The following is an 18,959-nucleotide window of genomic DNA, read 5'->3' as shown; positions in this document are numbered from 1 at the left end:
GATCGAAACGGTCCTGCGCAGGCCAGCAGGTAGTAGCGCCACATCCGATGGAATTCAGGGTTTAGATGTTGCGAAAGTTCGGGCCAGGCCTGCTCGAAGTTGGCCCACCAAACCATCAAGGTGCGGTCGTAGTCGGCGCCGAAGTTGTCCCAGTCTTCGAGCACAAACCAGGGCTCCCAGCCCCTGCACAACTGCATCGCTGAAGGCAGTCGCCCATTTGGAAAGATATAGGCGTCGATCCAGGGATCAAACCAATCGCAGGTTTCGGTGCTGCCGATAGTTTGCAACAGGCAGATGCCGTCTTCCTGGAGTACGGCATCGATTCCCGAGAAGAAAGTATGGTCGTTGTGGCGCCCCACGTGTTCCATCATTCCTACCGATACCACCCGATCGAAGGGGCCCCGCTCTCGGATTAACGCTGCGCGGTAGTCGGCCAGGTGAACTTCAACCGGCAGGCCTTTGTTCAGCTGTTGGCAGGCATCAGCCTGCTGCTTCGATACGGTCACCCCCAGCACCGATACTCCGTAGTGCTCGGCGGCGAAACGGGCCAGGCCGCCCCAGCCGCAACCCAGGTCGAGCAGCCGCTGGCCTGGAGCCAGTTCCAGTTTTTCGCAGATCAGCCGCAGCTTGTGCTCCTGGGCTTCCTCCAGGGTCTGGGCCTGTTGCCAATAGGCGCAGCTGTAGATCCGGCGCCCATCGAGCATGGCTGTGTATACCCGCGGGTCGACGTCGTAGTGACGGCGTCCCACTTGGTGAGATCGCCGCGTTGACTGCCGGTTCATTACGGCGTTACCTAGGGCCTGGAGGCGGCGCCGCAGCGGGGCGGTGGCGCTTAGTCCGAACACGGCTTGTTGGCTATTGTCCTGCGAAAGCAACCGTGTGAACAGGCCATCGAGCTGGTCGCAGTTCCAGCGTCCCTGCACGTAGCCCTCACCAAGAGCCAGGCTGCCGCGCCGGATCAGGTCTCCGTAAAGAGCCGGATCTTGAACCTGCATATCCCAGGGACGGGGACCGTTGAGCTCGATGTCAGCAGCCTCGAAGTGGCGCCGGATCCGGGCCGGAGCGTGATGGGTCTGGGCTTGGGCTTGAGGGGTAAGGGCGGTTAGGGCCATGCGGCGGTAGGAAACCAACCTCAGACCATCACGCTGGGCAGGGCCCGGACGGGCCCCCCGCTGATTTGCGCCGACGCTGCCAACGATTCGCTGCAGCTTTGCTGGGTAGACGACCTCACTCAACCTTGATTTGCACGCTGGCGGCCTGGGTCTCGGGCGTTTTGGGGATCTCTACCTCAAGCAGCCCGTCATGGAAGTGGGCCCTAAGTTTATTGGGATCCACATTTGTGGGCAGTGTGAAGCTGCGGATGAAATTTCCATAGGAGCGCTCTACACGATGGAAGCGTAAACCCTTCTCCTCTTGTTCCTGACGTCGTTCACCTTGCAGGGTTAACACGCCATTTTCGAGGGTCACTTTCACATCGTCTTTACACACTCCTGGAACTTCAGCCTTGATCTGGAAGCCATTGTCGTTTTCACTGATGTCCACGCGAGGGAACCATTCGCCGTTGGCAAGGTGTTCGGATGAGCGTGCCAAGTCGGATTGCCGAACGTATGGCGTTCCCATGGAACGGCTGTAGCGCTCAAAGATGTCTTCGATATCCCGCAGAGGTTCCCATTTGATCAAGGCCATTGGAATTCTGATTGAAAGGTGCATCTCAAGCTATGGGTGCCTATTAATGTCATGTGCTGTAGCGGCAGGAGTGCGACATCCTGCTGCAATTTTTGGGCAGTTGCACATCACACCAAGGAGGCTCTCTCTCAGGAATGTTTTTCTAAAGACGCTTCCGTCTCGTTGGTCTTTGCTATGACAGTCCCCGCCGTCACAACCCAGTGCTACGCCGAACGGGTAGCGGTTCTGCAGGTTCTGCTGGGGGAAATACTGTTTAACTGCAACGCGTCAGAGTGTTCAGCTGAGCTGGCTAGCTACTTCGAGCAGGAGGCGAGGCGGCTGGGTGCTTCCATCTGGGCAATGCATGCTGAGGTGGAACTGGACTGAAAGGCCCTTTGTCAGGAAAAAGATTTGAAAACGGAGAGGGCGGGATTCGAACCCGCGGAAGCTTTCACTTCGCTGGTTTTCAAGACCAGAGCCATCAACCACTCGACCACCTCTCCAGAGGGTCGGTGCGGCAATGCCACACCGAGTCCCATCTTAATTGGTCAGTTGTTGCTTGGTTTGGCCAGGGGCAATAAGCACTTGTCTGAATCGCAGCCAGCTGGGCCTGCCTCCACCAGCTCACCGCGGTCATAGCGCTGTAGTGCTTCAAAGAAGCAGGTGGTGCTGCGCCGGGATGCCACCTCAGCGTTGAGGCGTAGGTAGGTAGCGTGGTCGATTGGCTCAAATGGCAGGCGCGGAAAGGTGGCGTTGGCATCAAAGCGGGCCAGTAGGGCAGCAGAGATGTAGCCCTCGCCTTGATCGATCGCCTGGTATATGGCATCTGCTAGTGGTTCTATTTCGTTTTCGCGGAACTCCACCGTGGCTGAGGTGTTGTGGGCTGTGTAGTGCTTCTGCACCTGCATGTAGAAGTCAAATTGAGCTAAGGCTGAGAAGTTGTTGATCTCCACCGCGTCGGCACCGGGGATGTTGGCCCAGCTCACTTCGGTGGGAATTTCCACCAGCCACTCGGTGCAGCGGGGATCAAACGGATCATCCAGCAGGCGGCCCTGTTCGTCCTTATCGCTTTGCGAGGGCACGATCGTGTAGCCGTAATCCATGCAGGCCAGCGCCACCGGATCGTTCTTGCGGAAGGTGATGCGGCGGATGAAGCGCTGGGCCTTGGGGGGGTGCCAACCAGGGGATGCTCCGGTGAGCAGGCTCTTGGTGCCGGCGGGCTGCACGGTGGTGCAGCGGTTGGGGCGGCGCAGGCCGTGGCGATCGCAGTAGTCCCAAACCGCCGTATTGACGATCTGCTTCCAGCGGCCCAGGAATTCGGCCTCCTTTGCCTTGAAGCCCAGGCCTTCGGCCGTGTTGGGACGGCCCGCTTCCCACCAGGTGAGCCAGGGAGTGCCAAAAGCGTGCACAAAGAAGTCAAACAGGCCGGTGAAGCTCACGCCCACGATCGGATCCCAGGCGCGGCTTTGGCGGTAGCGCTCCACCTCGAAGCGATGGTTGAGCAGGCAGGCCACGGCTAGGCCGGCGGCACGGAAGGACTCCTCCTGGGCGACTAGATCGGCGGGGTCGATCTGGTTGAGGTGGATTTCAGCCAGATTGCAGTGGAAGTCGGCGCCGAGGATCTCACCGCAGGGGTTGAGGCCGTAGCGGCCCAGGCGGTGCTCCAGCTCGGCGGCGCTGATCTCGGGGTGGTGGGTGGTGAGCCAGAGGCCCGCTTGCTCCCGGCCTTGGTCGCAGTAGATGCCGATGAACTCTGTGCGCAGCTCTGGGGTGGTCAGCAGGTCGGCGTTGGAGCGGGCGATGGCTTCGGGGGCGAACTGGATCGCGCCCTCACCGCTCTGGAACTGCTTAACAACCGCCTCCAGCACCGTGGCCCGGTCGGGCCGGTTGTGGAAGACCCGGGTGTGGTTGGCCATGCGCAGCGAATCCCTTTCCGGATCGATGCTCCAGTTGCCTTCGCTGTCCTGCTGCCAGAGGTTCTCCTTAGCTCCGGCTGCGGAGTTGTCGTCGGCGCAGAACTGGCGCATGCCGGCGCTGCGGCGGATGTTGCCGGCCACGATCGTGACGGCAGCCTCATCGATCAGCAGGCAGCACTCCACCGAGGTGAGCTGGCGGCCTTGGGCCTTGTTGAGGATCTGGGCCACGCGGCCATAGAGGTCCTTGAGTTTCACCGGGTTGGCCATGCCACCGAAGCCCTTGAGGGTTTCGCCCACGGGCCGCACGTCGGAGAGATCGACGCTGATCTCGATCGGGCTGGCGGGGTCAAAGCGCTCGTCGCTGCAGAGGTTGAGCAGCAACTGATAGCTGTCCACCCAGCCGCGGCGGGTGTCACCCACCTTGATAGCAACCCGGTTGGCCTCGATGCTATGGCTGGTGTGCTCCTGGCGTTGGCCAGCCGGAGTGGCACCGATATCGGTCACAGCGGCGATGCTGAGCTGGTTGCGCACCGCCGGCAAGCGGCCGATCAGGTGCGGCTCAATGATGGCGCCAGTGCCACAGCCCATCATCGCCAGGTCCATCATCAGACCGAAGGCTTCCCAGTCCACCAGGTTGGTGGAGGTGCAGTTGTAAGCGCCAGAGAAATTGTGCTGCTGCTCGATCCATTCAGTGCCGCCGATCCACAGCCAGCGCCCTGAAGGCAGAGCTTTCTGCTGCTGCTGCATGCGGCGCATCAGCTCCACCTCCGCCTCGCTGAGGTTGCCCAGCTTGCTAAGGCCGCCGAGGTTGCGCTCAGCCACCTGGTGCCAGCTTTCCCGGCCGGTCTCGGTCTTGCGGCTGTAGGTCCGGTAGAACACCGGGTTGGCAGCAGGGGCGGTGGCTGGGAAATCGAGGGCCTCGCCCGCCGGTTTGCCGCTGGCGGCGGCAAAAGCCTTTTCAGCCGCTGCAGTTTCGGCGTTCTGATTGGCGGCTGTAGGGGGCGTGGCTGAGAGCGTCACAGGCAGTACGGCCCAAGGTGAGCCGAACCATAACGCCACAGGTGGTGTGTGCAACATATGGGGCACACCAGTGGCAGTGCGCCGCCCAGTAAGACTGCGCCACAATGGATTTGGAAATCTTGAATTTCGATGCAGCGCATTCCGGAGCCGGAGCTGATGGACGAGGCAGGCCAGGTGCTGGCCTATGCCCAGGCCGATTTCGCCGCCTCCGATGCGGCGATGGTGGAGCGGCTGGCCCAGCTCTGCGGTGATGAACCCGGCACGGCCCTGCTGGATCTGGGCTGCGGCCCGGGCAACATCAGCTTGCTCCTGGCCGCTCGCTGGCCTGCAGCAAAGGTCCTAGGGCTCGACGGGGCGCCACGGATGCTGGCGGTGGCGCGGGAGCGCCTGGCGGGAGCGCCGCCGCAGCTGGCGGCGCGGCTGCGCTTTGAGGAGGCGCTGCTGCCCTTGGCAGCACCCGGATCCATGGCCGCCGGCTTCTCGGCGGTGGTGTGCAACAGCCTGTTGCACCACCTGCATGATCCGGCGGTGCTCTGGCAGGCCGTGGCCCAGCTCGGCGCCCCTGGGGCGTTTGTTTATGTCCAAGACCTGCGGCGCCCCGCCAGCCCCGAGGCGGTGGAGGCGCTGGTGGTCTCCCGGATGGAGGGAGCGCCGGAGCTGCTGCGCCACGACTACCGCGCCTCCCTGCATGCGGCCTTTAGTCCAGAGGAGGTGCAGCAGCAGCTGCAGCAGGCCGGGCTCGCTGCCCAGCTCCAGGTGGCGCCGCGGCAGGAGCGCTACCTGGAGGTTTGGGGCCGGCTTGACTAAGCGGCCTGGCAGGCTGAGTTGATGATCAGTAGCAGCAACATCACTCCAGAAATGGCGGCACTGGCGGAGGCCGTGTCCCGCCGTCGCAATTTCGCGATCATTTCCCACCCGGACGCTGGCAAGACCACTCTTACTGAGAAACTCTTGCTCTACGGCGGCGCGATACAACAGGCCGGCGCCGTGAAGGCCAAGGGGGAGCAGCGCAAGGTGACCTCCGACTGGATGGAGCTGGAGAAGCAGCGGGGCATCTCGATCACTTCAACGGTGCTGCAGTTCGACTATGCGGGCAGCACGATCAACCTGCTCGACACCCCCGGCCACCAGGACTTCTCAGAAGACACCTATCGCACCCTGGCTGCCGCCGACAACGCGGTGATGCTGGAAGATGCGGCCAAGGGCCTGGAGCCCCAGACGCGCAAATTGTTTGAGGTGTGCCGCATGCGGCGCATCCCGATCTTCACCTTCATTAACAAGATGGATCGGCCGGGGCGTGAGCCCCTGGAGCTGCTCGATGAGATCGAGCAGGAGCTGGGCCTGGCCTGCTGGCCGGTGAATTGGCCGATCGGCAGCGGCGACCGCTTTCGCGGCGTGATCGATCGCCGCAGCCATGACGTGATCCTGTTTCAGCGCGCCGAGCGCGGCCGCCAGAGCGAGGAAAAGCTGCTCACGGTGCAGGAGGCTCGCGATGCGGGGGCCGTGGAGCCGGAGCTCCTGGCTCAGGCCCTGGAGGAACTGGAGTTGCTGGAGGGGGCTGGCGCCGACCTCGACATGGAGCTGGTGCACGCCGGTGAGCTCTCGCCTGTTTTCTTTGGTTCGGCGATGACCAACTTCGGCGTGCGGCCGTTTCTTGATGCCTTTTTGGAGCTAGCCCAAAAGCCGGTGGGCCGAGCCAGCAATGCCGGTGAGATCGATCCGATCGGCCCCGGTTTCAGCGGCTTTGTGTTCAAGCTGCAGGCCAACATGGATCCGCGCCACCGCGACCGGGTGGCCTTTGTGAGGGTGTGCAGCGGCAAGTTTGAAAAGGACATGACGGTGCAGCACGCCCGCACCGGCAAGGCCATTCGCCTGTCGCGGCCCCAGAAGTTGTTTGGTCAGGACCGGGAGGTGGTGGAGGACGCCTACCCCGGCGATGTGATCGGCCTCAATAACCCGGGCATGTTCGCCATTGGCGACACCCTTTATCTAGGCCAGAAGGTGGAATACGAAGGGATTCCTTGCTTCTCGCCGGAGATCTTTGCCTGGTTGCGCAACCCCAACCCATCGACGTTCAAGAGTTTCCGCAAGGGCGTTAATGAGCTGCGCGAGGAGGGGGCGGTGCAGATCCTCTACGACACAGATGAAAGCAAGCGCGATCCGATTCTGGCGGCGGTGGGCCAACTGCAACTGGAGGTGGTGCAATACAGGCTTGAGCACGAATACGGCGTGCAGACGCGGCTTGAACCTATAGGTTTTGTGGTGGCTCGCTGGGTGGCGGGCGGCTGGCCAGCATTGGAGCAGGTGGGGCGGATCTTTAATTGCAAGACGGTGCGAGATGCCTGGAATCGGCCGGTGCTGCTGTTCAAGAACAGCTGGAACCTGGGTCAGCTAGCGGAGGAGCACCCGGAGCTGGAGCTGAGCGCCGTGGCGCCGGTGGTGAGCGGGGTTGAACCGATCGCGCTCTAGAGCTGAGCAAGCCCACGGACAGGGATTGGCCGCGCCAGACTCATATGCAACGAACCATCACAGTGATGCCCAAGCCACTTTGGCTGGTGCGTCCCCGCCCAGACGGGGGCTGCGATTACGTGAGCTTCCTGCCCGCCCAGGGACCCATTGGTGCTACCACGGTGGAAATGCGAGAGGGTAGTCACATGCCACCCCAGCTACCCCTGCTCAAACACCGCAAGCGCCTGGGGGCCGCGGAGGCAGAGAGTTGCCTCCTTCGGCTCAAATCTGAAGCCGGATTTCGTTCCAGCGAGCCCCTGTTTTAGTTAGGCCTCGATACGCTTTAACAAGGGAGGCTTTGTGATCCCCTCCGTGCCGCGCCGCGGCTTGTCATGACCCAACGCTCCGACCAGACATCCCCGGCGGCCGACCCCTCCGGTCCCTACGAAAGGTTGGGTGTGGCTGCGGATGCTGGCTTCGACGAAGTGCAGGCCGCCAAATTGGCACGACTCGATGAGGTTGGCGATGACACCATGGCGCGCTCCCGCATCGAGGCTGCCTACGACGCGGTGCTGATGGAGCGCCTCAAGGAACGCCAACAGGGCCGCGTCAGCAGTGCGGCCAAGACCGCTTCTCAGCGGGAACAACTGGCGCCACCGCCGCCCAAGTTGGCGGTGCCGGCTCTGTCCCAGTTGCAGTTGCCCCGGGTTTCTGCACCGCAGCTCAGGCTGCCTGGCCTGGCTTTGGCGACAGGGCGTGAGCTTTGGTTTCCAACGGCCACTGCCGGGGTCTTACTGCTGATGCTTCTACTTGCTCCAGGCTTTCCCCCGGACCTTGTGCTTGCCCTGGCTACCGCCATGGCAGTGATCAACCTCCAGTGGCGCAACCGTCGCTTTCTGGCGGCAGTGGGCTGGGGCTTCGGTCTTTTGTGTGTCGGATTGCTGCTGGGAGCGATCTTGGCAGGTATCCTCTCTAGCTCCTTGCCCTTGAGCCTGCCCCAGGTGCAAAGCGTGCCTGCCCTTCTGCTGTTGCTGCTTGGAGCTCTGCTGATCGCATGATTGCTTGATCTCTTGCCGTTTAGCCGCCAGTCTCCCCTTAACCAGCTGGCGCAAACTCCGCGATCAATTCCGTAAGTTCCGCTGCTTCCACGGTATAGATCTCATTGCAGAAGTGGCAGATCAGTTCGGCTTGGCCGTCTTCTACAAGCATGGAGCTAAGTTCGTCCCGTCCTAGCAGCTTCAAGGCGCTGACGCTGCGCTCCCTATTGCAGGGGCAGTGGAACAGCACTGGCGTGCAAGCCTCAGCATCGCCTAGGGGCTTGGGGTCGAGGTCGGGGAATATATCTACGAGCAGGTTGTGTAGCTGGCCCTCGCAGTCGGCCAGTCGCTGGCTGAAGTGCTGCACCTCGCGGCAGCGCTCCTCAAGCAGAGCTACCAGGGCCGGTTCCCGTGCGGCTTTGGGAAGTACCTGCACCAGCACACCACCACTGCAGCGCACGCCACTGCTATCGAGCTGCTCGCCTACGAAAACCGCTGAGGGGGTCTGTTCCGAGTGCAGCAGGTAGGAGGCAAGGTCCTCGCCGATGCCGCCGCTGACCAGTTCCACGGTGGAGCTGAAGGGTTGACCTTCGCCCAGGTCGCGAACCACGTGCAGATAGCCGGTGCCGCAAGCGGTTTTGAAGTCAAAGTGGGCCATGCCATCTGGATCTTTCAGCAGTTCGAGCTCCAGAGCTGGATAGCCCACGTAACCGCGCACTGTGCCGTTGCGGCCCGCATCCACCATCAGGCCCTTCAAGGGGCCATCGGAGGCGATGCGCAAGTTGACGCGGCCATGGGCCACCTTCATTGAGCTGGCTAGCAGCAACCCAGCCGTCATGGCGCGGCCTAGCAGGGCACCGGCAAGAAAAGAGAGGCCATGACGCTGCCTGGCGGTACGGCTGGCCTGGGTGGTGCTGACCGCCACCATGCGAATGCCGCCGGCGGCGGCTGTGGCCCGGAGAAGTTGGTCGCTCAAGGATTGTTTCCCTGGGGTGTTGCCATCGTTGAAGCCATCGTAGGCAGCGCGCTGAGGAGTTCCAACTGGCCCCGCTCCAGTCGCCAGCCGCCCTCGATTACGCCGCGAAATAGCTCAGGCTCGTGGGTGACCACCAGCACAGCTCTTTCCTGGGCCAGGGCCGCCAACAGCTCCAGGATTTCGCCCCGCACTGCCCAGTCGAGGCCTGCGGTGGGTTCATCCAGCAGTAGCACCCGGGGGTTGCGCAGCAGCTGCACGGCCAGGGCCAGGCGCCTTTGCTGGCCGCCGCTCAGCTGCTCCGGGGCCTGCTGCAGTGACAGCCCGTCGAGCCCCACCAGCTTTAGGGCCCCCTGGGCCTCTTCTGCCGTGAGCCGGCGGTGACCGAGCTTTAGCTCCTGCCCCACGCTGAGGCCGAGGAAATGGCGCTCCGGAAACTGAAAAACCAAGCCGCATAGCCAGCGCAGCTGGCGACCATTGAGCTGCTCCCCTTCCCACAGCACTTGGCCTCCCGATGGCTCGGCCAGGCCGCTGATCACCTCCAGCAAGGTGGTTTTGCCACTGCCACTGCGACCGGCCACCAGGCAAGCGCGGCCCACGGCCAGGGTGAGGCTGACACCGCAGAGCACCGGCGCCACCGCCGTGGCCGGTTGGTAGCTGACGTTGCGGAGCTCAAGCATGACCCCAGCATGCCGGCGGGCGTGTTTGATTGAGCCAGTTCTGTGCTGCAGCCAATCCGCCATGGAGGTGCGCTTTCGCGAATTCAATCCCTTCAACTGCTGGATCTGGATGCGTTTCCCCCACCCGGTGGGTTCGGGCGAACGCGGTTACCTGGAAACCGCTTTCGATAGTTGGTTTTTCTTGGGCAAGCTGGGTGGCTTCAACGCCGAAAACCTGCAGGTCCACGAGGAGGGCGCGGAGCTGGGTTGGATGGCTTACAGCCACGAGGCTGCTGCCGGCGCCCTGCCAGCCCTGATGCACAACATGGGCCCAATGGAATACCAGGAGGAGTGGGCGCGCTGCTGGGTGGACCTCGGCACCAGTGATGCCTTCGCCCTCGACGTGTTGATCAATGCCTTGGGCCAGCTCAACAACGACGTGCTCGAGATCGAAGAGTTGTTGGTTGGCGGCCTCAACGAAGACTGGCCGATAGAAGAGCAGCCCGATGCCCTCTTCCCTGGCCTCGATGAGCTTGAGGACGAAGAAGATGATGAAGCTGACAAAGATTACGAAGACCCCCAGCCCCGCGACTAGGAAGCAGCGTGACCCGGGACCTGCGCCGTCTGCTAATTACTCCCGGTCGCTTGCTCGCCGGCCCCAGTGCTGGTGCTGAGCTGGAGCTGGATCGCCAGGAGCTCCACTACCTCACCCGGGTGCTGCGCCTGCGCCCTAGCGATCGCTTTGCGGTAGTGGATGGGGCAGGCAGTCTCTGGACTGCTCTTTTGGGTCATGCCGATCAGGCTCTGCTGGAGCAGGACCCCAGCTCCCCCCTGGCGTTTGAGCCTCCAGCGGCGCCGCCACTGCAGCTAGCGGTGGCCCTGCCGAAGCGCGATGCCGACGTGTTGCTGCGCATGGCCTGTGAACTAGGTATCGATCGGTTTTTACCTTTGCAAGCCGAGCGCAGCTTCGCCGCCGACCCCCTGAAGCCGCAGCGGGCACAGGCCATCCTGCGAGAGGCGTTGGAGCAGTGCGAGCGCCTCTGGCAACCCCAGCTGGATTCGCTGCGGCCAGCTTCCGAGTTGTTGGGGGCGGGGCCGCCTGGTGGCTCATGTCGGGGGCTGCTTTGCACCACCAGGCGCCAGGGTATGCCCCTGCTCGCCCAGGCGCTGACCCGCCTAGCAGCCCTGCCTGGTGCCTCCGAACCGCTCACTGTGGCGATTGGCCCGGAGGGAGGCTGGACTCCAGCGGAGGAAGCATTGGCACTGGCCCAGGGCTGGCAGCCCGTGAGCCTGGGCAGCACGATCCTGCGCTGCAGCACCGCTGCAGTAACGGCCGCAGGCCTACTAAGCCATTGGCGGGCCCAGCTGCCCTAGTTGCGGAACATGCCGGAGGCCATCGCCTTGTAGCTCGCCAGGTTGGCGCCGGCTAGGCGACGGCGGCTGGGCAGGGCGTTGGCCGGGTTGAGGCAGTCGGGGGCGAAGGTGGCGTTGCTGGGTGGGGGCAGGGCCTCCTGGGCGGCCCGCAATTCGGCGGCGATCGCTTCAGCAGTGGTGGGTGCCGAGCCTGCTGGAGCTGGGCTCGCTGGCGTTGCGGCGGCTGTCGCTGTGGCCGGACTGGAGGGCCCAATGCCTACTTGGAAAGTTGCCGCCTGGCTGGCTTCCGATTCGCTGGGATCGGGCTTGGCCTCGGCGATCGCCACCTGCGCTGGTGTGGCACCTTCGCTGCCGAGGTCTAAGAAAAAGGAAGCCTTGCGGTTGAACACCATCACGGCAGCAGCGTCGTATGGGGATTATCCGCTGCTGCCCAGCCCAGATGCCGCAGCCGTCGCGCTGTGAAACACACTTCATTAGCCCCGCTGCCGCTCAGTGCTGATATCTGCCCCGGCCCTTGTCGTGCCGGCCCTGCTCTCTCCCGCAATTGTCGCCCCCCAGACCTGGAGCCACTGGCTGGTGGCCTTGGTGCTCAATTTCCTGCTGATCTCCCTGGCCCAGCGCCTGCCCCTGCTAACCCGTGCCGGCTGGGTGCATGCGGGCATTCTTGGCAGCCTGCTGTGGGGGTGCCTGGGCCTGCGGGGCTGGCTGGCGGTGGTGCTTTATCTGGCCCTGGGCTCCCTGGTGACGCGCCTGGGCTTTCGCACCAAGCAGGCGCGGGGATTGGCGGAGGCGCGGGGCGGGTTGCGAGGTCCGGAGAACGTTTGGGGCTCTGCCGCCACTGGCGCCCTGCTGGCTGGCTCCGCCGCCCTGGCGCCGGCAGCGGCACCGCTGCTGCTGGTTGGTTTTGCAGCCAGCTTCGCCGCCAAGTTGGCCGACACATTCGGCAGTGAAATCGGCAAGCGCTGGGGGCGCCACACGCTGCTGATCACCACCTTGCGTCCCGTGCCCCCCGGCACTGAAGGGGCGATCAGCTTGGAGGGCACCGCCGCCAGCCTGGCGGGCAGTGCACTGATGGCGGCCCTGATGCTGGCCCTGGGGCTGCTGGCTGGCAGTGGCGCCTGGCTGCTGGTGACCCTGGTGGGACTGGCAGCCACCTTGATCGAAAGCCTGATTGGAGCCAGCGTCCAACAGCGTTGGAGCTGGCTCAGCAACGAGCTGGTGAACGGGCTTCAGACGGCGATTGCGGCGCTGCTGGCGATGGCCTTCGCCTGAAGCCAGGCCAGTAGGGCTTCGCCACGCTGCCGGGCTTGGCGGCTGCTGAGCTTGAGCTCAAGGGCCAGCTCGCACCAGCCCAGACCCTCGATCCAGTGACCCAGCAGCAACCGCTGCTCGATGCCGCCGAGCCGGAATAGTTGGTTCTGCAACCAGCGGGCCTTTAAAACCTTTTCGCCAGCCACTGAATCGTCGCCTGAATCATCGCCTGGACCATCGCCCGGATCGTCGCCGGCGCTGGTTGCGGCTGCGGAACCGGCTGCCAGCTGGTCGAGCAGGGTGCCCGCCTGCTCGCCTTCGCCGCTGAGCGGGGCATCGAGACTGCGCACCTGCAGGGCCCGCTGCACTGCGGCGGACTCCTCGAGTTGGGCGGTGCTGCAACCGAGCTCTGAGGCCAGCTCTGCGGCGGCAAGCGGTGCCAGGCCCTGGCCGCGGCGCTGCTCCTGTAGCCGCCGGGCCCGTTGCTGCAGCTCCCGCAGCCGCCGGGGGGTATGCAGGGGCTGGCCGTGGTCGCGGACGTCGTGGAGCATGGCGCCACGGATGTAGGGCACCGCATAGCTGCTGAGATTGCAGGTTTGGCGCAGGTCGAAGGCCTCCACGGCCCGGATCAGCCCCAGGCAGCCTGCAGACACCAGCTCATCAAAAGATTGACCCGTGCGCTGGCTCTGGCGCTGGGCCACCATGCGCACCAGGGCCAGGTTGTGCTCCACCAGGGCGTTGCGCCACCAAAGCTTGGTTGCGGCGTCGGGGCTGGCGGCCATGGCCTCAAGCCAGCTGCGGTTGCGGGTGTGCAGCTGGGCTGGATCGGCTTGGCCGCTGCGGCGCTGGCGGGCAGATGTTTTTGGGCAGGAGGTGGCCATGGGGCGGAGGCGTCGGTGTTTTTACCGTCGCCGCGGTGCCCATGCGGCTGGCTCCCCCAGGGCGGTGAAGCGCTCTCACCCGAATGGGTGATAAGACACCGCCGCTCAGTAGCTCAAGGGGGTGGGCTCTTGGCGCAGCTGCAGATCGGCCCAGTCCAGAAGGGCCGGCCAGGAGCGCACCCGCTCAAACACTTGGCGATGGCCCTCGCTGTTGAGGTGCAGGCCGTCGTTGCTCAGCCATAGGGGCCAGTCGGAATCGGCCAGCAGCCCCTCCAGCAAGGGCAGGAACGGCACATTCGCCTCCAGACAGGCCTCTTCCAGCAGGGCCTCGTAGCGACGGATGTCTGCCAGGGAATACCAGAGCACCCCGGCGTAGGGCATGGCTCTCTCCTCCACCGGGGTGAGGCCGATCACATGCACCGCAGCGATCTCCTTGGCCTTGTGCAGCAGCTGCTGCAAGCCAAACAAAAAGCCTTCGGCATCCAGCTGGGGTCGCCCATCAGGCCGTCCCACCCGGGCGGTGTCGTTGAGGCCTATGCCGAGCAGGACCCCCTGCGGCAGCTGGCGCCGTAGCTCACCGCGGCAGCTAACCTCGCCGCTCAGGCGAATTGCCAGTCGCTCCAGGCCATCGCCACGCACGCCGAGGTTGTAGAGCACCGGGCCGCCCGGCAGTTCCATCCAGTGGCGCCGCAGCCGCTCGCACCAGCCCCCCTCAAGGGGATCGCCCCAGCCAAAAACGCCGCTATCGCCAAGTGCCACCAGCTTCCTGGGGAAGGCCATCACCATGGGGAGTCTCCAGCAGCCACTGGCGTGCGCGGTCGCTGAGATCTTCCCCCAGCAAGGTCAGCAGCGCATAGGCCAGCACCAGGGCCAGCAGTTGGTCGCCGGCAAACGAACTCAGGGCTTCCAGCAGCTGGCTGCCCAGGCCCGTGGCCCCCACCAGCCCCACCACCACCGATTCGCGCAAAATCACATCAGCCCGGTAGGCGCCATAGGCCAAGTAGGGCCTGGCCAGGCCGCTGAAGCGGCCGTAGAGCAGGGCCAGGCGCGGACCCACCCCTGCGGCCAGCAGAGCCTGCTCCTGGTTGCTGCCACTGGTTTCGGCGGCTTCTAGGAGCAGGCGTCCGAGAACGCCCAGGTTGTGGAAGCCCAGGGCAAGGGCGCCTGTGAGCACTCCGGGCTGGAGCACAAACAGCAGCAACAGGGCCGTCAGCGGTGGCGGCCATAGTCGGCCCAGGGCCCACAGCCCCCGCACCAGCGCGCCCGCTGCCGGCCAGGGCGTCGCAAGCAGCAGTAGCAGGGGCGCCAACCCCACAGCTAGGGCCGCAGCAACCAAGGTGAGCACAAGGGTGTTGCCGATCAGGCTCGGCCAGGGCAGGGAGGCCACGGCCCCCCAGTCGGCGGCGCCCAGCGGTGGCAGGCCCTGCCACTGCAGCAGGGCGGCGGGCTGCACCTCGAGGCGCCAGGCCACCAGCGCCAGCACGGGCAGCAGGACCATTGCCACAGCCACCATCTCCTGGCCCTGGCTGCCCACCCCCCGCTGGCTCAGTCCCAGCCGTGCCGGCATGGCCCAGCGCCGCCGCAGCCAGCCCATCAGGGCTTCCAGCAGCAGCATCACCGCCAGCAAAGCCCACAGGCCGCTCCAAAGCTCGTTGAAGGCCAGAGATTGCAGGGTGAGGCGCAGCTCGGTGCCCAGCCCGCCCAGGCCAAATACCCCCAGCAGGGTGGCGCTGCGCAAGGCGCATTCGAGCCTGTAGCCGCTGTAGCTGATCACCTGGGGCAGCAGGGGCGGCCCTAGGGCCGTGAATAGGGCGGTTGGCGCGGGGCTGCCGCCGCAGCGCAGGGCCTCCAGGCTGGCGGTGGGCAGGGCATCCAGCAGGTCGCTGACCACCCGGGCTACCAGCGCTCCAAAGGGAATGGCGATTGCCACTACCGCCACCACTGGTTGCAGTCCGACCACCTGCAGCAGCAGCAGCCCCCAGAGCAGTTCGTGAATCGAGCGCGGTATGGCTAGTAGGCGGCGTATCCAGCTGGCTGGAGCGGCGCTGCCGTAGCAGGTGCGCCACACCATTCTTGAACTAGCGATTCCCAGCACCAAGCCCAGCACCAGGCTGCCGGCCCAGCCCAGCAGGGCCATGCCGGCTGTGATGGCAAGGCCGCCCAGCACCGAGCCCAGCACTATTGGATCAAGGGAAGGCCGCAGGGCCGCGGCAGCAAATTGGCCCACCAGCTCCCAGCCACCGCCATGGCTGATCCCCGGCAGCAACGCCAGCAGCGGCAGCACAACTAGGGCGGGCAGCAACACCCACAACGGCGCCGCTGGTTTCATGCCCCTGGGGTCCCGGCGTAAAGCTCCTCGAGCTGGCCTGGCTCAAGGCTGGCCATGGGTTGGTCAAAGACAAGGCGGCCGGCCCGCAGCCCCAGCACCCGATCGAAACCAGCCAGCAAATCGGGACGGTGCAAGCTAAGCAGCAAGGCCCGAGGCGGGCTGGCAAGATCTAGGAGCAGCGTTAAAAGTTCGCCGGCCAGACGGGGATCAAGGCTGGCCACGGGTTCATCGGCCAGCAGTAGCAGGGGCTCCTGTCGCAGTAGTCGGGCTAGGGCAACCCGCTGGCGCTGGCCGCCGGAGAGGGCGGAGACGGGCTGGTTGAGCAGGGCTGGATCGAGATCAAGCCGCTGCAACATCGTTGTGCAGGCCTTGGTCTCTAGGGGCATCAGCAGATTGAGCAGGGCCCGCGGCCAGCCCCAGACCGCTAGCCGGGCGGCGTTGAGGTTTTGCTGCACGGTGAGCTCCTCGATCAGGCGTAGGTCTTGCCAGAGGGTGCCGATCCGGGCCTGCTGCCGTCGCCGGGCCCGTCCGCTGCGGGCCCGGGCCTCCCCCTGCCAAAACACCCTGCCCTGCTGCGGGGTCAGCAAGCCATTGGCCACGGCAAGCAAGGTGCTTTTGCCAGCACCGCTGGGACCCAGCAGGGCAATCCGTTCACCGGCATCTACCTGCAGCGACACCCCAGCAAGGCGGGGCAGGCTGCGGCCCTTGACGGTGATGTCTTGGAGTTCGAGCAGTACAGACATCGCCCTTCAGGCCAGGGTGAGGCGGTAAACGATCAGCGCCAGGATCAGCGCCACTAAGGACACCTCGATCAAGTCAGGGCCGCGGGGATTCATTGACGTTTTAGTTGCGCCGCCGCTCCAGGCTGGCAGCCGATGGCAAGGCAAGGGCCAGGGCGAACACGGGAATTTCGATCAGCAGTTGGCCGTTGCCGAAGGTGATGAAGGCCAGATCCAGAAGGGCGATGCTGCGCAGAAACAGGGACCAGGCCTCATCGCCTTCATTGTTGGCACGGCTCCAAAGCACAAAGCCGGCCAGCAGCAAAACCAGATCAATCAACCAGACCACGGATCTGAGGCGCTGGAGAAAATTGATTCTGAATGCTGCTGGAGCCAAACGCCCGCCTGTGTCAGCGAATTTTGCCGATTTGCCGCCCCACCTGTTCGATCGCCTTGTATTGATTGTTGTTGGCCGGCACGAACCGCTCGGCGCCGAACAGATCCAGAATCTGGGCCTGGCGTGGGTTGGCGCTATCGAGTCCCACGAAGGCTTTTTCCAGTTTGGCGGTGAACCCCGGGCCGAACTGCTTGTCTAGGTCAGGCTGCACCACCCAGGTGTAGTTGGCATAGCCGGGGGTTCGCCAGATCGGGATCACCTGGTCGGTGGTGACCTTGCCCTCGCGTAGACGACTCAACCACACTTCCTCGTTCACCACGCCAGCCTCGTAGGTGCCGCTCTTCACTAGATCGACTAGGGCGTCGTGGCTGCCGCTGAAGCCCGGTGCTCCGCCGGCGAAGTCGCTGAGCTGCACCCCGGCTTCGTTGAGATAAAACTGGGGCATCAGCCGGCCGGAGGTGGAGCTCTCCGAGCCGAAGGTGAAGCGTTTGCCCTTGAGCTCACGCAGCCCGTTCACGGTGCTGATCGGCTTAATGCCGCTGCGGGGGTTGGCAATGAACACGCTATGGAAGGAACGGTCGATGTCGCGCTGAGCCAGAGCCCGGGCGCCGGGCTTCTGTAGCCAGGCCTGCACGCCTGTAAGGCCACCAAACCAAACCAGGTCTAGATCGCCGGTACGAAAGGCGGTCACGGCTGCTGTGTAGTCGCTAACGGGGATGAACTTCACCGGTACCTGCAGCTGCTCGCCGAGCTCATCAACAACCAGGCCGTAGAGCCGGTTGAGTTTTTCGGGGTTCTGGTCGGGAATGGCGCTGATGCGCAGCACCCGCTTGGCGTTGGGCTGCAGCGGCTGCGCCGCTGTGTCAGGAGCCGATGCCTGGCGATCGGCGGGGTTGGTACAGGCCGTTGGCAGCAGGCCCAGCAGCAGCAGGCCGGCGAGCGCAACGGCCCAGCGTTCTCGAGTGATCAAAGCTTGCAGAAAATATCCACCAAAGATTCTCCTACAAGGTGGGCTTTAGAGATTGGTCAGAAAGCGCTGCAGGCGCTCCAAGCCATCCTCAATCGTGGCAGGGCCAACAGCGCAGGAAAGCCGAATGCAGCGGTCGTCGCCGAAGGCAACCCCTGGCACCACGGCCAGGCCCACTTCATCGAGCAGCCGGTTGCACAGGGTCATTGAATCGAGGCCGAAGCCGCTGACATCGGGGAAGGCATAGAACGCCCCCTCTGGGGGCAGCAATTGCAATCCTTCGATGGCCATCAGCCCCGCGCTGAGCAGGCTGCGGCGCTCGTTGAACTGGGCCGCCATGGCGTGCACGCAGTCGCGGGGCGCTTCGATGGCGGCCAGGGCGCCGAACTGGGCAAAACTGCAAACGTTGCTCGTGCTCTGGCTCTGCAGGGCACTGGCTGCGGCCACCACCGGCTGGGGGCCGGCCAGCCAGCCAAGGCGCCAGCCGGTCATGGCCCAGCCCTTGGCGAAGCCATTCACCGTGAAGACGCGATCGGCTAGGTCTGGCGCTACGGCGGCAAAGCTGTGGTGGACGTGGCCGGGGGCCAGCAGGAATTCGTAGATCTCATCGCACACCACTGCCAACTGGGGATGGCGACGCAGCACTTCGGCAATCGCCTCCAGTTCCGGCCGGCTCAGCACCATGCCGGTGGGATTGCCGGGGCTGTTGAGCACAAGCAACTTGCTGGCTGGAGTGATGGCTGCCTCCAGTTGGGCCGGATCGAGGCGGAAGCCCTGGGCGGCTGAGCTGGGCAGCATGGTCACCGAGGCGCCGGCGAGCTTGGCGATCTCTGGATAGCTGAGCCAGTAGGGCGCCGGCAGCAGCAGCTCGTCGCCTGGCTCCAGCAGCACCTGAAACAGGTTGTAGAGCGCCTGCTTGCCGCCGTTGGTGACCAGCACCTGTTGGGCGGTGGTGGCTATGCCGTTTTCAGTGCTGAGCTTGGCGGCTATGGCATCGCGCAGGGCAGGCTCGCCGGCGGCTGGGCCGTAGCGGGTGTGGCCTGCCTCTAGAGCAGCGGTGGCGGCCTGGCGGATGAAGGCCGGGGTGTCGAAATCAGGTTCGCCGGCGCTGAGGCTGCAGATGTCCTGACCATCGGCCTTGAGGGCCTTGGCTCGGGCGGCAATGGCCAGGGTGAGGGAGGGCTGGAGAGCCCGGGCCCGGGCAGAGAGGGCCGGAGTGGTGGTGGGCGCGGCGGTCATCCCTGTGTCCGGCATCAGGACGCGCGGCATCAGCACTAGCTGGCATCCTGCCTTACGGATTTGCCTCGTACGGTTCAAGGGGGC

The 18,959-nt window shown here is 64.6% G+C and carries 20 protein-coding genes and 1 tRNA gene; 7 read left to right on the top strand and 14 right to left on the bottom strand.

Translation table 11 applies throughout. The features are described 5' to 3' along the window. The 4 genes from cfa to nrdJ form a co-directional block, all read right to left on the bottom strand. Nucleotides 1–1,235 (bottom strand): cyclopropane fatty acyl phospholipid synthase (cfa, locus tag AC01FP_RS01365; RefSeq protein WP_474477182.1); only part of this gene is annotated, 1,235 nt, incomplete at its 3' end. After that, entirely contained in the window at nt 1,228–1,686 is a 459-nt protein-coding gene (locus tag AC01FP_RS01360) for an Hsp20/alpha crystallin family protein (protein WP_474477179.1), read from the bottom strand. The genes AC01FP_RS01360 and cfa, both read right to left, overlap by 8 nt. 397 nt (nt 1,687–2,083) lie before the next feature. After that, nucleotides 2,084–2,168: transfer RNA gene (locus tag AC01FP_RS01355), tRNA-Ser, on the bottom strand. Nucleotides 2,169–2,213: 45 nt separating this feature from the next. Next, nucleotides 2,214–4,601 carry a ribonucleoside-triphosphate reductase, adenosylcobalamin-dependent gene (nrdJ, locus tag AC01FP_RS01350; protein WP_474477176.1) on the bottom strand — a complete coding sequence of 796 codons (2,388 nt, stop codon included), beginning with the start codon at nt 4,599–4,601 and terminating at the stop codon, nt 2,214–2,216. Nucleotides 4,602–4,730: 129 nt separating this feature from the next. On the opposite strand from nrdJ, the gene AC01FP_RS01345 reads away from it, so the two are divergent. The 4 genes from AC01FP_RS01345 (at nt 4,731) to AC01FP_RS01330 (ending at nt 8,107) form a co-directional block, all read left to right on the top strand. Further along, nucleotides 4,731–5,408, top strand: coding sequence for a class I SAM-dependent methyltransferase (locus AC01FP_RS01345; protein ID WP_474477174.1), 678 nt, complete (start codon nt 4,731–4,733; stop codon nt 5,406–5,408). Between the two features lie 21 nt (nt 5,409–5,429). After that, on the top strand, nt 5,430–7,070 hold the full coding sequence (locus AC01FP_RS01340) for a peptide chain release factor 3 (protein ID WP_474477171.1): 1,641 nt from the start codon (nt 5,430–5,432) through the stop codon (nt 7,068–7,070). Between the two features lie 65 nt (nt 7,071–7,135). Then, the gene (locus AC01FP_RS01335; RefSeq protein WP_474477168.1) at nt 7,136–7,375 is read left to right on the top strand and encodes a hypothetical protein; all 240 of its coding nucleotides are present in this window, start codon (nt 7,136–7,138) and stop codon (nt 7,373–7,375) included. Nucleotides 7,376–7,441: 66 nt separating this feature from the next. Next, on the top strand, nt 7,442–8,107 hold the full coding sequence (locus tag AC01FP_RS01330) for a CPP1-like family protein (RefSeq protein WP_474477165.1): 666 nt from the start codon (nt 7,442–7,444) through the stop codon (nt 8,105–8,107). A 37-nt stretch (nt 8,108–8,144) separates the two neighbouring features. Here AC01FP_RS01330 and hslO read toward each other — a convergent pair whose 3' ends face one another. Further along, nucleotides 8,145–9,062 carry an Hsp33 family molecular chaperone HslO gene (hslO, locus tag AC01FP_RS01325; RefSeq protein ID WP_474477162.1) on the bottom strand — a complete coding sequence of 306 codons (918 nt, stop codon included), beginning with the start codon at nt 9,060–9,062 and terminating at the stop codon, nt 8,145–8,147. After that, entirely contained in the window at nt 9,059–9,739 is a 681-nt protein-coding gene (locus AC01FP_RS01320) for an ABC transporter ATP-binding protein (RefSeq protein WP_474477159.1), read from the bottom strand. Before AC01FP_RS01320 ends, hslO begins: the two co-directional genes overlap by 4 nt. Nucleotides 9,740–9,800: 61 nt before the next feature. On the opposite strand from AC01FP_RS01320, the gene AC01FP_RS01315 reads away from it, so the two are divergent. Next, the gene (locus tag AC01FP_RS01315; RefSeq protein ID WP_474477156.1) at nt 9,801–10,313 is read left to right on the top strand and encodes a DUF3531 family protein; all 513 of its coding nucleotides are present in this window, start codon (nt 9,801–9,803) and stop codon (nt 10,311–10,313) included. 8 nt (nt 10,314–10,321) lie between these two features. Further along, nucleotides 10,322–11,092 carry a 16S rRNA (uracil(1498)-N(3))-methyltransferase gene (locus AC01FP_RS01310; RefSeq protein ID WP_474477153.1) on the top strand — a complete coding sequence of 257 codons (771 nt, stop codon included), beginning with the start codon at nt 10,322–10,324 and terminating at the stop codon, nt 11,090–11,092. Here AC01FP_RS01310 and AC01FP_RS01305 read toward each other — a convergent pair. Then, complete coding sequence (locus AC01FP_RS01305) at nt 11,089–11,484, bottom strand: hypothetical protein (RefSeq protein WP_474477150.1); 396 nt, start codon at nt 11,482–11,484, stop codon at nt 11,089–11,091. The genes AC01FP_RS01310 and AC01FP_RS01305 overlap by 4 nt on opposite strands. A 136-nt stretch (nt 11,485–11,620) precedes the next feature. Here AC01FP_RS01305 and AC01FP_RS01300 point away from each other — a divergent pair, with 136 nt between their 5' ends. Then, a complete protein-coding gene (locus AC01FP_RS01300; protein WP_474477215.1) occupies nt 11,621–12,364 on the top strand; it encodes a TIGR00297 family protein in 744 nt (247 codons plus the stop codon). Here the strand turns inward: AC01FP_RS01300 and AC01FP_RS01295 are convergent. The 7 genes from AC01FP_RS01295 to AC01FP_RS01265 all read right to left on the bottom strand — a co-directional run bounded on the left by AC01FP_RS01295 (nt 12,322) and on the right by AC01FP_RS01265 (nt 18,890). Continuing rightward, the gene (locus AC01FP_RS01295; RefSeq protein WP_474477147.1) at nt 12,322–13,224 is read right to left on the bottom strand and encodes a sigma-70 family RNA polymerase sigma factor; all 903 of its coding nucleotides are present in this window, start codon (nt 13,222–13,224) and stop codon (nt 12,322–12,324) included. The two genes, AC01FP_RS01300 and AC01FP_RS01295, sit on opposite strands and share 43 nt — an antisense overlap. 105 nt (nt 13,225–13,329) lie before the next feature. Continuing rightward, complete coding sequence (locus AC01FP_RS01290) at nt 13,330–14,010, bottom strand: GDSL-type esterase/lipase family protein (protein ID WP_474477144.1); 681 nt, start codon at nt 14,008–14,010, stop codon at nt 13,330–13,332. Beyond that, nucleotides 13,967–15,553 carry a PhnE/PtxC family ABC transporter permease gene (locus AC01FP_RS01285; RefSeq protein ID WP_474477141.1) on the bottom strand — a complete coding sequence of 529 codons (1,587 nt, stop codon included), beginning with the start codon at nt 15,551–15,553 and terminating at the stop codon, nt 13,967–13,969. Before AC01FP_RS01285 ends, AC01FP_RS01290 begins: the two co-directional genes overlap by 44 nt. Next, a complete protein-coding gene (locus tag AC01FP_RS01280) occupies nt 15,550–16,296 on the bottom strand; it encodes an ATP-binding cassette domain-containing protein (protein WP_474477138.1) in 747 nt (248 codons plus the stop codon). Before AC01FP_RS01280 ends, AC01FP_RS01285 begins: the two co-directional genes overlap by 4 nt. 100 nt (nt 16,297–16,396) lie before the next feature. Then, nucleotides 16,397–16,621: a hypothetical protein gene (locus AC01FP_RS01275; protein WP_474477135.1), complete on the bottom strand. Its 225-nt coding sequence runs from the start codon at nt 16,619–16,621 to the stop codon at nt 16,397–16,399. A gap of 61 nt (nt 16,622–16,682) precedes the next feature. Then, nucleotides 16,683–17,639, bottom strand: coding sequence for a putative selenate ABC transporter substrate-binding protein (locus AC01FP_RS01270; protein WP_474477133.1), 957 nt, complete (start codon nt 17,637–17,639; stop codon nt 16,683–16,685). Nucleotides 17,640–17,684: 45 nt separating this feature from the next. Next, entirely contained in the window at nt 17,685–18,890 is a 1,206-nt protein-coding gene (locus tag AC01FP_RS01265; protein ID WP_474477130.1) for a pyridoxal phosphate-dependent aminotransferase, read from the bottom strand. Between the last annotated feature and the right edge of the window lie 69 nt (nt 18,891–18,959).

Source organism: Cyanobium sp. NIVA-CYA 375 (genome assembly GCF_056108345.1).
This window is presented reverse-complemented; position numbering and strand designations above follow the sequence as displayed.

Coding starts and splice junctions, on each gene's coding strand:
- AC01FP_RS01265 (WP_474477130.1), bottom strand. CDS start 18,890: ATGCCGGACACAGGGATGACCGCCGCGCCCACCACCACTCCGGCCCTC.
- AC01FP_RS01295 (WP_474477147.1), bottom strand. CDS start 13,224: ATGGCCACCTCCTGCCCAAAAACATCTGCCCGCCAGCGCCGCAGCGGC.
- AC01FP_RS01305 (WP_474477150.1), bottom strand. CDS start 11,484: ATGGTGTTCAACCGCAAGGCTTCCTTTTTCTTAGACCTCGGCAGCGAA.
- AC01FP_RS01280 (WP_474477138.1), bottom strand. CDS start 16,296: ATGTCTGTACTGCTCGAACTCCAAGACATCACCGTCAAGGGCCGCAGC.
- AC01FP_RS01335 (WP_474477168.1), top strand. CDS start 7,136: ATGCCCAAGCCACTTTGGCTGGTGCGTCCCCGCCCAGACGGGGGCTGC.
- AC01FP_RS01285 (WP_474477141.1), bottom strand. CDS start 15,553: ATGAAACCAGCGGCGCCGTTGTGGGTGTTGCTGCCCGCCCTAGTTGTG.
- AC01FP_RS01330 (WP_474477165.1), top strand. CDS start 7,442: ATGACCCAACGCTCCGACCAGACATCCCCGGCGGCCGACCCCTCCGGT.
- AC01FP_RS01320 (WP_474477159.1), bottom strand. CDS start 9,739: ATGCTTGAGCTCCGCAACGTCAGCTACCAACCGGCCACGGCGGTGGCG.
- AC01FP_RS01360 (WP_474477179.1), bottom strand. CDS start 1,686: ATGGCCTTGATCAAATGGGAACCTCTGCGGGATATCGAAGACATCTTT.
- AC01FP_RS01315 (WP_474477156.1), top strand. CDS start 9,801: ATGGAGGTGCGCTTTCGCGAATTCAATCCCTTCAACTGCTGGATCTGG.
- AC01FP_RS01290 (WP_474477144.1), bottom strand. CDS start 14,010: ATGGTGATGGCCTTCCCCAGGAAGCTGGTGGCACTTGGCGATAGCGGC.
- AC01FP_RS01340 (WP_474477171.1), top strand. CDS start 5,430: ATGATCAGTAGCAGCAACATCACTCCAGAAATGGCGGCACTGGCGGAG.
- AC01FP_RS01345 (WP_474477174.1), top strand. CDS start 4,731: ATGCAGCGCATTCCGGAGCCGGAGCTGATGGACGAGGCAGGCCAGGTG.